Source organism: Chromatiales bacterium (assembly GCA_020445605.1).
In the GTDB taxonomy this organism is placed as follows: domain Bacteria; phylum Pseudomonadota; class Gammaproteobacteria; order JAGRGH01; family JAGRGH01; genus JAGRGH01.
In genome coordinates this window covers 1-13,902 of record JAGRGH010000057.1, presented here as the reverse complement: position 1 = coordinate 13,902, position 13,902 = coordinate 1, and the positions used below count along the sequence as shown (strand labels likewise).

General features: G+C 66.5%; 12 protein-coding genes. 9 read left to right on the top strand and 3 right to left on the bottom strand.

The genetic code is table 11. The features are described from left to right. Positions 1–47 precede the first annotated feature (47 nt). Together KDG50_14570 and KDG50_14565 are read left to right on the top strand one after the other, a co-directional pair. Positions 48–575 carry a TRAP transporter small permease gene (locus tag KDG50_14570; protein MCB1866639.1) on the top strand — a complete coding sequence of 176 codons (528 nt, stop codon included), beginning with the start codon at positions 48–50 and terminating at the stop codon, positions 573–575. Continuing rightward, a complete protein-coding gene (locus KDG50_14565; protein MCB1866638.1) occupies positions 572–1,849 on the top strand; it encodes a TRAP transporter large permease in 1,278 nt (425 codons plus the stop codon). The genes KDG50_14570 and KDG50_14565 overlap by 4 nt, the downstream gene beginning before the upstream one ends. 194 nt (positions 1,850–2,043) lie before the next feature. On the opposite strand, the gene KDG50_14560 is transcribed toward KDG50_14565, so the two are convergent. Further along, positions 2,044–3,807 (bottom strand): chloride channel protein, encoded by a 1,764-nt coding sequence (locus KDG50_14560; GenBank protein ID MCB1866637.1) that lies wholly within the window; start codon positions 3,805–3,807, stop codon positions 2,044–2,046. Between the two features lie 187 nt (positions 3,808–3,994). On the opposite strand from KDG50_14560, the gene KDG50_14555 reads away from it, so the two are divergent. The 4 genes from KDG50_14555 (at position 3,995) to erpA (ending at position 6,723) form a co-directional block, all read left to right on the top strand. Then, positions 3,995–5,035, top strand: a complete 1,041-nt coding sequence (locus tag KDG50_14555) for an N-acetyl-gamma-glutamyl-phosphate reductase (protein MCB1866636.1) — start codon at positions 3,995–3,997, stop codon at positions 5,033–5,035. 9 nt (positions 5,036–5,044) lie between these two features. Beyond that, positions 5,045–5,776 (top strand): hypothetical protein, encoded by a 732-nt coding sequence (locus KDG50_14550; protein MCB1866635.1) that lies wholly within the window; start codon positions 5,045–5,047, stop codon positions 5,774–5,776. Positions 5,777–5,805: 29 nt separating this feature from the next. Beyond that, complete coding sequence (locus KDG50_14545) at positions 5,806–6,255, top strand: polymer-forming cytoskeletal protein (protein MCB1866634.1); 450 nt, start codon at positions 5,806–5,808, stop codon at positions 6,253–6,255. Positions 6,256–6,375: 120 nt separating this feature from the next. After that, positions 6,376–6,723 (top strand): iron-sulfur cluster insertion protein ErpA, encoded by a 348-nt coding sequence (gene erpA, locus KDG50_14540; protein ID MCB1866633.1) that lies wholly within the window; start codon positions 6,376–6,378, stop codon positions 6,721–6,723. A gap of 96 nt (positions 6,724–6,819) precedes the next feature. On the opposite strand, the gene KDG50_14535 is transcribed toward erpA, so the two are convergent. Both KDG50_14535 and KDG50_14530 read right to left on the bottom strand, forming a co-directional pair. Then, positions 6,820–7,113: a MerR family transcriptional regulator gene (locus KDG50_14535; GenBank protein MCB1866632.1), complete on the bottom strand. Its 294-nt coding sequence runs from the start codon at positions 7,111–7,113 to the stop codon at positions 6,820–6,822. A gap of 29 nt (positions 7,114–7,142) precedes the next feature. After that, positions 7,143–8,114 carry a DnaJ domain-containing protein gene (locus tag KDG50_14530; GenBank protein MCB1866631.1) on the bottom strand — a complete coding sequence of 324 codons (972 nt, stop codon included), beginning with the start codon at positions 8,112–8,114 and terminating at the stop codon, positions 7,143–7,145. Between the two features lie 128 nt (positions 8,115–8,242). On the opposite strand from KDG50_14530, the gene KDG50_14525 reads away from it, so the two are divergent. From KDG50_14525 to KDG50_14515, 3 genes are all read left to right on the top strand, one after another. Continuing rightward, the gene (locus KDG50_14525) at positions 8,243–8,746 is read left to right on the top strand and encodes a TIGR00645 family protein (protein MCB1866630.1); all 504 of its coding nucleotides are present in this window, start codon (positions 8,243–8,245) and stop codon (positions 8,744–8,746) included. A gap of 33 nt (positions 8,747–8,779) precedes the next feature. Then, on the top strand, positions 8,780–12,271 hold the full coding sequence (locus tag KDG50_14520; GenBank protein ID MCB1866629.1) for an FAD-dependent oxidoreductase: 3,492 nt from the start codon (positions 8,780–8,782) through the stop codon (positions 12,269–12,271). 121 nt (positions 12,272–12,392) lie between these two features. Next, a complete protein-coding gene (locus KDG50_14515; GenBank protein MCB1866628.1) occupies positions 12,393–13,694 on the top strand; it encodes a methyltransferase domain-containing protein in 1,302 nt (433 codons plus the stop codon). The last annotated feature ends 208 nt before the right edge of the window (positions 13,695–13,902 follow it).

The window sequence follows — 13,902 nt, the reverse complement described above, 5'->3', positions numbered from 1 at the left end:
GGCGCAACTGACGCCGGCCCGCGTGGCCGCAAGATCAGGCCACAGTCATGATCGATCGGATTCTCACGATCTTCGAGCAGTGGGTCATCACGGTGGGCTTCGCCGTGGCGACGCTGCTGCTGTTCACCAACGTCGTGCTGCGCTACGTGTTCGACACCGGGTTTACCTGGGTGCTCGAGGCCGTGCAGTACATCTTCGCCTGGGTCGTGCTGATCGGTGCCGCGCACGGTGTGAAAGCGGGTGTGCATCTCGGCATCGATGTTCTGACGATCCGTTTTTCGCGTGAGGTTCAGCGTTGGCTGGGGCTCGTCGCGTTGGCGATCAGTCTCGGCTTTGCAATCCCGGTGCTGTGGCTTGCGATCCAGTACACGATGAAGGTGCGGCGCTGGGGCGACCTGACGCTGAACCTGGAGATCCCGCAGTGGATTCCGTATCTCGCCATTCCGATCGGCATGGCGCTGATGACCTACCGTCTGGTGCAGATTGGCGTGAAGATCTGGCGCGGTGAACGCCTGCACGTCGGGCAGTCCGAGCACGACGCCGTGCGCGATCGCGAACCGGAGCCGACCGAATGAGCGTCGCGCTGCTGTTCGGCGGGTTGATCCTGCTGCTGCTGCTCGGTGTGCCGATCGCGATCAGCCTCGGATTTTCCAGCCTCGCCTTCATCGCGAGTTCGACCGACAGTCCGCCCGCCGTGGTTGCGCAGAAGCTGTTCGACACCATGGAGCACACGACGCTTCTGTCGATCCCGTTCTTCGTGCTGTCCTCGCACTTCCTGACCGTCGGCGGCGTATCCGCGCGCCTGATCGACTTTGCCAAGGCCATGGTCGGTTGGATGACCGGCGGGCTGGCGATGGCGACGGTCGTCTCGTGCATGTTCTTCGCCGCGATTTCCGGCTCTTCGCCGGCGACCGTCGTCGCGATCGGTTCGATCATGATTCCGGGTATGGTCGGTGCCGGTTACGACAAGCGCTTCGCCGTGGGCGTCGTCGCCACGGCCGGTTCGCTCGGCATCCTGATTCCGCCGTCGATTCCGATGATCGTCTATGCCGATGCAGTCGAGGAATCCGTCGGCAAGATGTTCATCGCCGGCATTCTGCCGGGCATCCTCATGGGCACGTTCCTGCTCGTGACGACCTACATCTACGCGCGGCGCACGAACATGCCGCGCGAACCGTGGCAGGGCTGGGGACATCTGGTCCGCTCGTTCGGGCGCGCATTCTGGGGCCTGCTGCTGATCTTCATCATCGTTGGCGGCATCTACGGCGGTGTATTCACGCCGACGGAAGCCGCAGCGGTCGCCGCCGTGTATTCGGCAATCATCGCGCTGTTCGTGCATCGCGACATGGGCTTTCGCGACGTGCCGCGCGTGATGCTCGGCGCGGCGAAGATGACCTCCATGCTGATGTTCATCATCGCCTGCGCGATCATCTTTGCGCATGTGCTGACCGAGGAGCAGGTGCCGCAGCACCTCGCGCAGAAGATCATCGACCAGGACCTGTCGCCGTGGACCTTCCTGCTGATGGTGAACGTCATCCTGTGGTTCGCCGGCGACTTCATGGAGCCGTCGGCAATCCTGCTGATTCTCGCGCCGCTGTTTCACCCGATCGCCGTGTCGCTCGGCATCGACCCGATCCACCTCGGCATCATCATGACGACGAACATGGAGGTCGGCATGATCACCCCGCCTGTGGGGCTGAACCTCTACGTCGCCGCCGGGCTGGCGGGCATGAGTCTGGGTGCGGTCACGCGTGCCGCGCTGCCGTGGATGTTCGTGCTGATCGCGGCCCTGCTGGTGATCACCTACGTGCCGTGGTTCAGCCTCGCGCTCGTTGAGGTGATGTTCTAGTCATGCAGGGTGCGCACCGCGCACCGTCGTCGGCGCATCAACCGCCACAACGGTGCGTGATACGCACCCTACACGGAACGCAAACCTCGGCGCGCGTAGGGTGCGCATTGCGCACCATGGGGATTCCAAGGCGCGTCAACGGTGCGCGGTGCGCACCCTACACTTCGTAAGGTATTGCGCTATCGTTCCGCAAATCAATCGGCGTAGCTTCTGAGGATCGCAGCGCGGGTGAGCACACCGCGCGGCTGCTCGGCGGCGTGCGGCGCGGCGATCCAGGCCGCATCCGCGTTGGCGCGTTCGATGGCTTCCAGCGCCTCGAACTGGCTCGCACGGTACGGCACGGAAACGACATCCAGCCGGTTCGCCGGGATCTTTGCGAGATCAATCGGCGAATCGTCGTCGGCTTCGAGCGCAGCGAGCGCAGCGAGCGCACGCGCCAGATCGGCCGCGGGCATCAGCGCAGCGATCGTTGATGCGTCGCCCGACATAGCGCGCACCAGCACCCAGTTCGGTTTGTTCGCCAGCGCTTTGTGCGCGGTGTCCGCGGAAATCTGCGTATCGAGCGTCACAACCGCGCGATCCATCTGCCGCGCCACTCCCACGCGACGCAGCGCCAGGGTCAGCGCGTCATCGCGCAGGTCCATGCCGCGTGCACGCAGCAGCTCGCGAAACACTGAACGTTGTCCGAACCATTCCTGCGAGACCAGCCCGGCTGAGATCACGGCCAGCATCCCGGGCAGGATGATGTGCGGATTCGCCGTGAGTTCGAGCATGGCCGTCAGTGCCGCCAGCGGGGCCTGTAGTGTGGCCGCCATCATCGCGCCGAGTCCGACCAGCGCATAGAACGCCGGGTTCACCGCGGCATCGGGCTGCGCCTGCGCGACCAGCAGGCCGACCGCACCGCCGGCCGCGGCGCCGATCACGAGCGACGGACCGATCAGCCCGCCCGGCATGGCCAGACCGATGCAGGCGGCCGTGGCGACCAGCTTTGCGACCACGATCGCCAGCATCGTCGCGACGGCGAGTTCCCCGGCCAGGGCCGCGCCGACCGAGTCGTAGCCAAGGCCCATGACCTCGGGCACGGCCAGCGCGATCAGGCCGACGATCAACCCGGCCAGCGCCGGGCGCAGCCAGATCGGCCACGGGTCGGAGACGCGGGTGATGTGTCTGGTCAGAAACGTGAACGCCGCCGCAAGCAGTCCGCAGCCGATGCCGAGCGCGAGCACGATCGGCAGTTCGCCGAGCGAACCCAGCGCGGTCATCGGCCCGCCGAACGCCGGTGCGTCGCCGAAGGCGAGCTGCGAGATGGCGGTGGCCGACACGGCCGCGAGGATCACGGGCGCGAAGCCGGCGATGGTGTACTCCATCAGCACGACCTCCATCGCGAACACGACCCCGGCCAGCGGGGTGTTGAACGAGGCCGCGATCGCCGCCGCCACGCCGCAGCCGACCAGTGTGCGCAGGCTGTGGTTCGGCAGACCCAGGTGCCCGCCGGCGCTGCCAGCAACCGCCGCGCCCAGGTGCACGCCCGGGCCCTCGCGGCCGACCGACTGGCCGGTCGCGGTCGCCAGCACCACGAGCAGAAAATGCGCGACGGCGTTGCCGAACGGCAGTCGGCCCTGATGTCGGTCGAGCCGTTCGATGACATGCACGACACCGCCCGCGCGCAGCGCGGCGGGCAATCGCAGCAGGACCAGCCCGATCGCGAGTCCGCCGGCCATGGCCAGCCCGAGCCGTGCGAGGGGTGGCAGCAGTTCGAAGCGGTCCGGGGTGCCGATGGTCAGCGTCTGGGCGGCGTCGATCGCGTGCCGGAATCCGACGATGACCGCCCCGGCCAGCAGCCCGACCAGCAGGCCCAGACCCGCCAGCGACGGCAGGCCGTCCACCCCGGCGAACGCCTGCTGCCGGGCCTCGAGCCAGCGGCGCCAGCGGCCGGAAGGGTTCTGCGGGGCGGTCATGGCGCGGGTTGCTCGTGGCCGGGGTGACGGGATTCTGCACCAGTGTGCCCGGGTCGGGCGAACGGCGGCTCATCCCTGTGCCGCGGGAAACTCCGAAGTGTTCAGCGTTTTCCCCGCGGCTTTCGCGGCCCGTGTGTGGTCCGTATCATTTCCGGTCCCTCTGTTCTGGCGCGAAAAGGCTCAGCTCATGACGCAGCGAATCCGGGTTGGCGTGGTCGGCGGTACCGGTTACACCGGCGTCGAACTGCTGCGCCTGCTGGTGCAGCATCCGAACGTGCGCATCGAGACCATCACTTCGCGCGGCGAGGCCGGCCGGCCCGTGGCCGAGATGTTTCCGAGCCTGCGCGGGCATCTGGACCTCGCGTTCACCGAGCCTGACGTCACTGCGCTGCGCGCGCTGGACGTGGTGTTCTTCGCGACACCGAACGGCACGGCGATGGGTATGGCGCCGGATCTGGTCGCCGGCGGCGCGCGGGTCATCGATCTGGCGGCCGACTTCCGGCTGAAAGATCCGGATCTCTGGAAACAGTGGTATGGCATGGACCACGCCTGCCCTGGGCTGCTCGACGACGCCGTCTATGGCCTGCCCGAGGTCAATCGCGCGGCGATCCGCAAGGCGCGCATCGTCGCGAACCCCGGCTGCTATCCGACCGCCGTGCAACTCGGTCTGCTGCCGCTGCTCGAAGCCGGCGCGGTCGAGCGCGACGGGCTGATCGCCGACTGCAAGTCCGGCGTGTCCGGCGCCGGGCGCAAGGCCGAGGTCGGCATCCTGCTTGCCGAGGCCGGCGACAGTTTCAAGGCCTACGCCGTGCCCGGGCACCGGCACTGGCCGGAGATTCGCCAGGGTCTCGCGGCCGCGACGGGCGGTGCGATCGGGCTCACCTTCGTGCCGCACCTGACGCCGATGATCCGCGGCATTCACGCGACCCTGTATGCGCGGCTCGCCGATCAGGACGTGGACCTGCAGGCGCTGTTCGCGCGTCGCTATGCGGACGAGCCGTTCGTCGACGTGCTGCCGGCCGGTGCGCACCCGGACACGCGCTCGGTGCGCGGCGCGAACACCTGCCGGATCGCCGTGCATCGTCCGCAGGGTGGCGATACGGTCGTCGTGCTCTCGGTCATCGACAACCTGACCAAGGGCGCCGCCGGGCAGGCGGTGCAGAACATGAACCTGATGTTCGGGCTCGACGAGCGCATGGCGCTCAACGCCCCGGCACTGGTGCCCTGAGGCTTCGCGATGGCCCGCCTGAACCCGTCGCGCGGCCCGCGGATCGTTCAGGGTCCGAGCCGCGCGATGTGGCTGATCGCACTTGGTCTGATGGTCGTCGCGGTCGGTTACTTTGGCTGGATGATGTTCGATCTCGGTCGTGAGCGCGCGGGCTACTTCAGCGCCCGCGCGAGTGCGGAGCTCGGCGATGTCGAGGATGAGATCGACCGGCTCGAACGGCGCAATGCCGAGCTTGTTTCGAAGCTGGCGCTGATCGAGCGTGGCGCGCAGATCGACACCGTGGCCGAGGGGGCGCTGCGCGAAAGGATCAAGGAATTGCAGGAAGATCGGTTGCGGCTGGAGAAGGAGGTCACGTTCCTGCGCAGCGTGGTCTCCACCGACGGCAGCGGTGGCACGATCGATGTGAAGAATTTCAGCCTGTTTTCGGGTGACGGCGACGACGAGTTCCGTTTCCGCTTTACGCTCACGCGCGCACTGAAGTCCACGGGCGTGGTTTCCGGCACCGTGCGCGTGGGCCTGTCCGGTGTTCGCGACGGGGTGATCGAACGGGTGGAGCTCGACGAGGTCACTGCCGATCGCGGCGCCGAGCTGAGCTTCAAGTTCCGCAATTTTCAGGAGCTTCAGGGTATCGTTCGGCTGCCGGCGGGCTTCGTGCCTGATAATCTTGAACTCGATATAGAACCGAAGGGCAAGGATCAGAAGCCCTCACGTCGATCGTATGATTGGGTCGTAACTTCGTAGGCCATTGTCCATTCGGGGAGATTGCTGTGATGAAAAGAAAGGTCAGCCGCTTCAAGGCGCCGCGCGTGAACACGGTCATCGGCGACAGCACCAAGATCGTCGGCGACATCAGTTTTTCCGGTGGTCTGCATGTCGACGGTGCCGTGCAGGGCAACATCGCCGTCGAGCTGGACGATGACACGGGCTCGGCACTCACCGTCAGTGCGAAGGGCACGGTGACCGGCGAAGTGCGCGTGCCGAACCTGATCCTGGATGGCACGATCAACGGCGACGTCTACGCCAGTCAGCGGGTCGAACTCGCCGAGCACGCCAGCGTCAACGGCAACCTCCACTACCAGTTTCTGGAAATGGCCCTGGGTGCGACCGTCAACGGCAACCTTCTGCACTCGGCCGACATGACCCAGCGCCGGCTCGGCTACGACGACACCGAGAAAAAGACCAAGGCCGGGCGGGGCGGCACCACGGAGTCGACCAGCTGATGCCGCGCAGCGCTCGGGGTGTCTCGTTGGTCGCGGGCTTGAATCCCGGCGCCCGTGGCCCCAGTTTGCCGGGTCCGGCCACGCGCCGTTGCACCTGAAGCCTTTACGGAAGCCCATCCAATGTCGACCGCAGTCTACGATCCGCAGCTGACCTTCACCGCCAGCGCCGCCGCGAAGGTGCGTCAGATCGTTGAAGCGGAGGGTCGCGCCGATCCCATGCTGCGCGTCTATGTGCAGGGCGGTGGATGTTCGGGTTTCCAGTACGGCTTTGAATTTGCCGACGGCCCGCAGGATGGCGACTTCTCCATCGAGACCGACGGCGTGACGCTGGTGATCGATCCGATGAGCCTGCCGTATCTCGAAGGCGCCGTGGTCGATTTCGTCAATAACCTCACCGGCTCGCAGTTCGTCGTGCGCAATCCCAACGCCAAGACCACCTGCGGCTGCGGCTCATCGTTTTCGGTCTAGCAGGTCCGCGGGGCGCGTTACCCGAAGGGCATTGCGCCGAGTGGGCGCAACTTGATCGGTGCATTGCGTATTGCGTATTGCACCCCACTGAATTCCCTATCGCTCCGGCGCCAGCAGTCGTTCGAGCACGCGCACGCGCTGGTGCAGGCGGTCGAGTTCATCGAGCAGTTCCACGGCCAGGCCGGCGCCCGGCGTGTTGATGCCCAGATCGCGTGCCAGTCGCAACGCCGTCAATGCCCGACGCGCATCCTGGGCGTCGAATTTCCAGCGCCGCGGGTTTGCGCCGCGCGGTTGCAGCACGCCTTCGTCGACCAGCGCGCAGACGGCTTCACCGGACGCGTTGCACAGCACGCACAGTTCACTCAGCGTGAATACGCCGCGTTCGTCGATCAGCACGGCCTCGATCACCCGTCGCGCGCTCACGACCGACCTCCGAGCCCCGCGCGCGGGTCGAAGCCATCGGCGGCCTCCCTGAGTTTTGCGTAGGCGTCCCTGAGCGCGTCGCTCTGCGCGGGCGGGGCGTTGATCTGCAGCGTCACGTACTGATCGCCGGCCGGGTTGCCGGGCAGGCCGCGGCCCTTCAGCCGCAGCTTCTGGCCGCTGCGCGCGCCGGTCGGCACGGCGACGGTCAGCGTCGAACCCAGTGTGGGCACCGGCACCTGCGCGCCGAGTGCGGCCTCCCAGGGCGCGATGGGCAGGGTCAGATGAACGTCCCGGCCCTCGGCCGTGAACAGCGGGTGCGGGGCGAACTGGATCTCCAGATACAGATCACCACTGGGCGCCCCGCCGATGCCCGGGCCGCCCTGGCCCTGCAGGCGGATGCGCTGGCCTTCGGTCACGCCCTTGGGAATGCGCACGTTCAGCGTGCGGGCCCGGCTGACGACGTGGCCGCCGCCGTCGACCTCGGGCAGGCGCAGGCTCAGCGAGCGGGTCGCGCCCGCGTAGGCGTCCTCGAGCGCAATCTGGGTGCGGGCGTGGTGATCCTCGCCGGCCACGCGCATGCCGCCACGGCCGGCGCCGCGGTGAACACCGCCGCCGGCAAAGCCGCCGCGCTGGCCGAACAGCTGCTCGAAGAAGTCGCTGAAACCGCGCGCGTCGGCGTCCGTGAAGCCGCCGCCGCGGAACTCGAAGCCGGTATCCCAGTCCGGCGGCGGGCGGAAGTCCTGCCCGGCCTTCCAGTTCGCGCCGAGCTGGTCGTAGGCGGCGCGTTTTTCCGGGTCCTTGAGCACCTCGTGGGCCTCGTTGACCTCCTTGAAGCGGGCCTCGGCGTCCGGCTCCTTGGAGACGTCCGGGTGGTACTTGCGGGCGAGTTTGCGGTAGGCGCGCTTGATCTCGTCCGCCGTTGCGGAGCGTTTGACGCCGAGCGTGTCGTAATAGTCTTTGAACTGCATGGCCTGGCCGTGGCGGGTGCGGGTCTGCTGCCGATGATGGGGGCAGCGGGTCGCCGGTTCAAACGCCCCGGCCACGGCTTTTGCTACCATCGGCGGCCGATTTTCCGCCCGGGACCGCCATGCTCACGCTGGAACGACTGATCGAACGCGCCCTGTTCGCAAGCCGCTGGATTCTTGCGCCGGTCTATCTAGCGCTGTCGCTGGCGCTGGTCGCGCTGGCGATCAAATTTTTCCAGGAGGTCTGGCACGTGCTCTCGCACGTCGTCGTGATGGCCGAGGCCGACATGGTGCTGACGATCCTGTCGCTGATCGACATGGCGCTGGTCGCGAGCCTCGTGGTCATGGTGATGTTCTCGGGCTACGAGAACTTCGTCTCGCGGATCGATGTCGAGGAGGGCGCCGAGAAGCTCGACTGGCTGGGCAAGCTCGACGCCGGCACGCTGAAGCTCAAGGTCGCCGCCTCCATCGTCGCGATTTCGTCGATCCATCTGCTGCGCATGTTCATGAACGCCCAGCAGATCGATGCCGAAAAGCTCATGTGGTATGTGATCATCCACCTGACCTTCGTGGTCTCGGCCGTGCTGATGGGCGTGCTCGACCGGATTTCGTTTTCCTCGCATCGCGAACACTGACCGCCAGCGGCCGGCCACCGGCCGGTCCAAGCCATGTCGCCGACCCTGAAGCTGCGTTTTGACGGCCTGAGCTGGGCGGACCTGCAGGGCCCGGCGGGGCTTGCGCGTCTGGACGCGCTGTTTCGCGAACGCCTTGTCGCCGCCGAGCCGGAACTCGCGGCGCGACTGGCCGCGCTGCGCGCCGGCGAGACGTTCGAACCCGAGGCGCTGTCCGGGCTGCTGGTCGCGGTCGCGCCGCATCTGGAACGGTTCCTCGCGCAGGGCTTCGGTATCGAGGCCGAACTCGCGGCCCTGCGCGCGACGACCGTCGCCCAAAACGTCATCGACGCGTTTCGTCGCGAATGGATCGCCAAACGCGTGCGGCGGTTTCGCGAACCGATCGCCGGGGACTTTGCCGCGCTGGACGCCGCGCTCGACCGCCTGCTGGCCGATGCCGGTCTCGAAGGCAGCGATCGCGAACATGCCATTGCGCAGTATGCGATGGGACTGGATGCGAGCAGCCCCGAAGCTTCAACGTTGTTGCACTGGTGCGTGCTTGCCCAGCGCGACCCGGCCGGCCAGGCCGCGGTGGCCGGCTGGCGCAGCTTCCGTAGTCCGCAACGCGTGGATCACGCGCAGCTGGTCGCGCTGGAGCCGGTGCCCGGTGACGAACTGCGTCGTCGCCAGGGACCGTCCGTGAACCATCGCCCGCGCGACGGCTTTGCATTGACCGATCCGCGCATGGATCGGCGCAACGTGCAGGCCGAGGTCAACTACTGCGTGTTCTGTCACGATCACGACGGCGACTTCTGCTCGAAGGGTTTTCCCGAAAAGAAGGGCGCGCCCGAACTCGGGCTCAAGGTCAATCCGCTCGGCGAGGTGCTGACGGGGTGTCCGCTCGGCGAGAAGATCTCCGAGATGCACCTGCTCAAGCGCGACGGTCATGCCATCGCCGCGCTCGCGGTCGCGATGATCGACAATCCGATGCTGCCGGCAACGGGCCATCGGATCTGCAACGATTGCATGAAGGCCTGCATCTACCAGAAGCAGCAGCCGGTCGACATCCCGCAGATCGAGACGCGCGTGCTGACCGACGTGCTTGCACTGCCATGGGGTGTGGAACTCTACGATCTGCTGGCGCGATTCAATCCGCTGCGCGCGACGCAGCCGTGCATGCGGTCCTATAACGGCACAAAGGTGCTGATCGCGGGGCTGGGGCCGGCGGGTTTCACGATGGCGCATCACCTGAGCATGGAGGGCTGCGCCGTCGTCGGCATCGACGGGCTGAAGCTCGAACCATTGCCGCGCGAGTTGCTCGATGCGCCGGTGCGCGATTACGCGATGCTCGAAGAGCCGCTGGAATCTCGTGTCATGTCGGGCTTCGGCGGTGTCGCCGAATACGGCATCACCGTGCGCTGGGACAAGAATTTCCTGAAACTGATCCATCTCGCGCTCGCACGCCGCGCGACGTTTCAGGCGTTCGGCGGTGTGCGGCTCGGCGGCACGCTGACGCTCGACGATGCCTGGCGCGAGGGTTTTGATCACGTCTGCATCGCGACCGGTGCGGGGCTGCCGAAGGTCATCCCGATGGGCCATTCGCTCGCGCGCGGCATGCGTCAGGCGAATGACTTTCTGATGGCGCTTCAGCTCACGGGTGCGGCGAAGCGCGATTCGATTGCCAACCTTCAGGTTCGCCTGCCGGCGGTGGTGATCGGCGGCGGACTCACCGCCGTGGATGCCGCGACCGAGGTGCAGGCCTACTACGTCGTGCAGGTCGAAAAGACGCTCACGCGCTACGAACGCCTGGTTGATTCGATCGGGGAATCGGCGGCGCGCGCCCGGCTCGATGCCGAAAACAACGGCGTGCTCGACGAGTTCCTCGCGCATGGGCGTGCCGTCCGCGCGGTGCGTGCGCAGGCGGAACAGGCCGGCATCGCGCCCGATTTCCTGCCACTGCTGCGCGGGTGGGGCGGGGTCACGATTGCGTATCGACGCAGTCTCAACGAGTCGCCCGCGTATCTGCGCAATCATGAAGAGGTCGTGCGAGCGCTCGAAGAGGGCATCTACTACGCCGAAGCACTGGAACCGCTGCGTGCCGAACTCGATCAGCACGAGCATGTCGAGGCCGTGGTGTTCCGTCGCCGCGAACGTGCCGAGGACGGTCGCTGGCTGGAGAAGTGGAGCGAGCTGCGGCTGCCGGCCCGGGCGGTCCTGATCGCGGCCGGTGCGTCGCCGAACACCGTCTACGAGACCGAGCACCGCGGCACCTTCCAGCTCGATGGCCGGCATTTTTTGCCGCACGTGTGTCATCACGACCAGCTACAGCCGGTGGATGTCGCCGCGCATGCGAAGGCGCGCGAGTTCGGCCCGTTCACCTCGTATTCATCGAACGGGCACACGGTCACGTTCATCGGTGATACGCACCCGGTATTTCACGGCTCCGTGGTCAAGGCGATCGCCTCCGCGCAACGCAGCTATCCATATGTACTGAAGGCCATAGCGGATTGTGCACCGGTCGTCGATGGTCACGGCGAGGCAAGTGAGCTCAGGGCATTTTATGCGCGCATGAGCGAGCGGCTCGTCGCGCGGGTGGCGCGCGTGCTGACGGGCGATCCGGGTGTGATTGAATTGCATGTGCGTGCGCCGCAGGCCGCGGCGAACTTTCGACCGGGGCAGTTCTTCCGGCTCCAGACCTACGAACACGCGGCACCGGTCGTGCACGGTACGCGCGTGCAGATTCCGGTGCAGACCGTCAGCGGCGCCGGGGTCGACGGCGACATGGTTCGGCTCATGCTGTTGCGCGGCGGTGCGAATGCGGAAATCGCCGCGCGCCTGCAAGCCGACGAACCCGTCGTGCTGATGGGGCCGACCGGCGCGCCGGCACACCTGCCGCGCGACCGCGACGTGCTGGTGATCGCCGGCGCCTGGGGCGCGGCCGTGATGCTGGACCTGGGCCCCGCGCTGCGCGCGGCCGGCAATCGCGTGCACTACATCGCGGCCTATGGCTCGCGCGAGCAGTGCTATGCGCGCGCGGAACTCGAACAGGCCGCCGATCGCATCCTGTGGGCCTGCGCGCGCGGCGAGGCGATCGAAAACGCGCGTGCGGGCGACCGTTCCGTGATCGAGGGCGACGTGATTGCGCTGCTCGAACGCGCGGCCGCCGGTGAGTTTGGCGCCGAATGGAAGCCGGGCAGCATCGAACAGGTATACGTGATGGGTTCTACGGGGCTGCTCGCGGCCCTGCAGGGGCGCTGGCATTCGGAATTGCGCGCGCATTTCGCGCCGGATGTGGCGATCACCGGTACCGTCGGAACGCCCATGCAGTGCATGCTCAAGGGGGTGTGCGGCCAGTGCCTGCAATGGCAGATCGATCCGGAGACCGGTGAACGCACGCGCGCGGTGTTTGCCTGCGCCATGCAGGATCAGCCGCTGGAGTGGATCGATCTGGACAATCTCGCCGCGCGTCAGGCGCAAAACCGTCTTTCCGAACACCTGACGAATTTGTGGGTGCGCCACCTTCTTGACCACGGCCGCGAGACGCCCTGAGCCGGATCGTTTCGGTGATAGCGGATGCTTGTCGGTGGGTGAAACAATCAACCTGGTCAAAGGCGTGGCGAATTCACCGGACCGGTCGAATGCCGCCAGGCTCTCCCATGGCGATTCCAGAATGAAGAACTCAGGCGGCTCGTGGGCCTACCGGCTGCGGCGTGCAAGGTTTCTGCGCGGGCACGCTGTTGCGTTGTCGGACCGGCCGTTGCCTGCGGCAAAAATCACGGTCGTCATCCCGGTCTACACGCGTCCGCAGAACCTGCCGCACCTGCTGCGCGCGCCGCTCGCCTGTCCGTTCGTCGAGCGCATCGTAATCTCGAATTCGAACACGGCCATCGATGTCCGTGCGTTCATCCCGTATGACGATCCACGCATCGTCGCGATCAATGAGCCGCGCCGTTTTGGCGTCGGTGTGCGCTGGTTGCGCTGCGCGGAGCACCCGGCCGAGTTCTATCTGTCGTTTGACGACGACGTGTTTCTGTCGACCGCGGCGATCTATGAACTCGTCGAACGTCTGCTTGCGCGTCCCGGTGCGCCGGCCGGAATCCGTGGCGGGCGCTTTCTGGAAACGGGTGAGCGCTGGGTCGGAACCGGGCCGGTCGACACGCTCTGGGGCGTGTTCTGTTTCACGCGCGCGCAGCTCGATCGCTGCATTGCGATTGCCGGTCGGCTCGGCATTGATCTTGGCGAACTTCGCAACGGCGAGGATGTGCTGCTGAGTCTCGCCGGGGACATGCGTCCCGAGGCCCGCTGGCACGACAACTTGTTCTGCCACAGCTACCGCAGTGCCGAGGCGATTCACAAGCGCGAGGACGGATTCGACTCGCAGCGCCGCGAGCTGCACGCGCGCACCCTGCGACTGGTCTCGCGTGGCGGCGAACTGTACCGCGCGCCATCACGGCTGCATCTGGGTTGCGGGACGGACCCGCGGTTTGGTTACTGGAATGTCGATATAGCGCCATTGCCGCAGGTGGACGTACAGCTCGACCTGGCCCGGGGGCGGCTGCCGTTTGCCGATGCGAGCATCGACGAGGTGCTGTGCATCGATATCCTCGAACACCTCGACCGGTATCCGGAATTGCTCGCCGAGATTCACCGCGTACTGAAGCCCGGCGGGACGCTGCATGCGCAGGTGCCGCATTTCTCGTGCTGGTGCGCCTATGCCGATCCGACCCATCGTCGCCTGTTTTCGATCGAGACCTTCGGGTTCTTCGCTGGTGACGTCGGGCGCGACTACTACTTCGACTTCAGATTCGCAGCGATTCGTGAACTGCGCCTGACATTTGAATCGGGCCGCTGGCTGGTGCGCCGCGTCGCGCGCTGGGTCAATGCGGATGTGGGCCACATGCGGCGCTGGGAACGCACCGCGCTCGCGCGCCTGTTCCCGGCGATGAACATTGTCGCCGAATTGGTTCGTTGACGGGCTGTCAGCGTTTCATAGGGAGCGTTTAGGTTTCATAGGGGACAAGGTTTCATAGGGGACAGACCACGGTTTTCCGCGGGAAGCCAGCCCTGATACCCTGAAACTCCACAATCAACGGACTGAACGATCATGCCAAGAAGGCCTCGGATCACCCTCCCCGGCGTACCCATGCACATCATCCAGCGCGGCAACAATCGCGACGCCT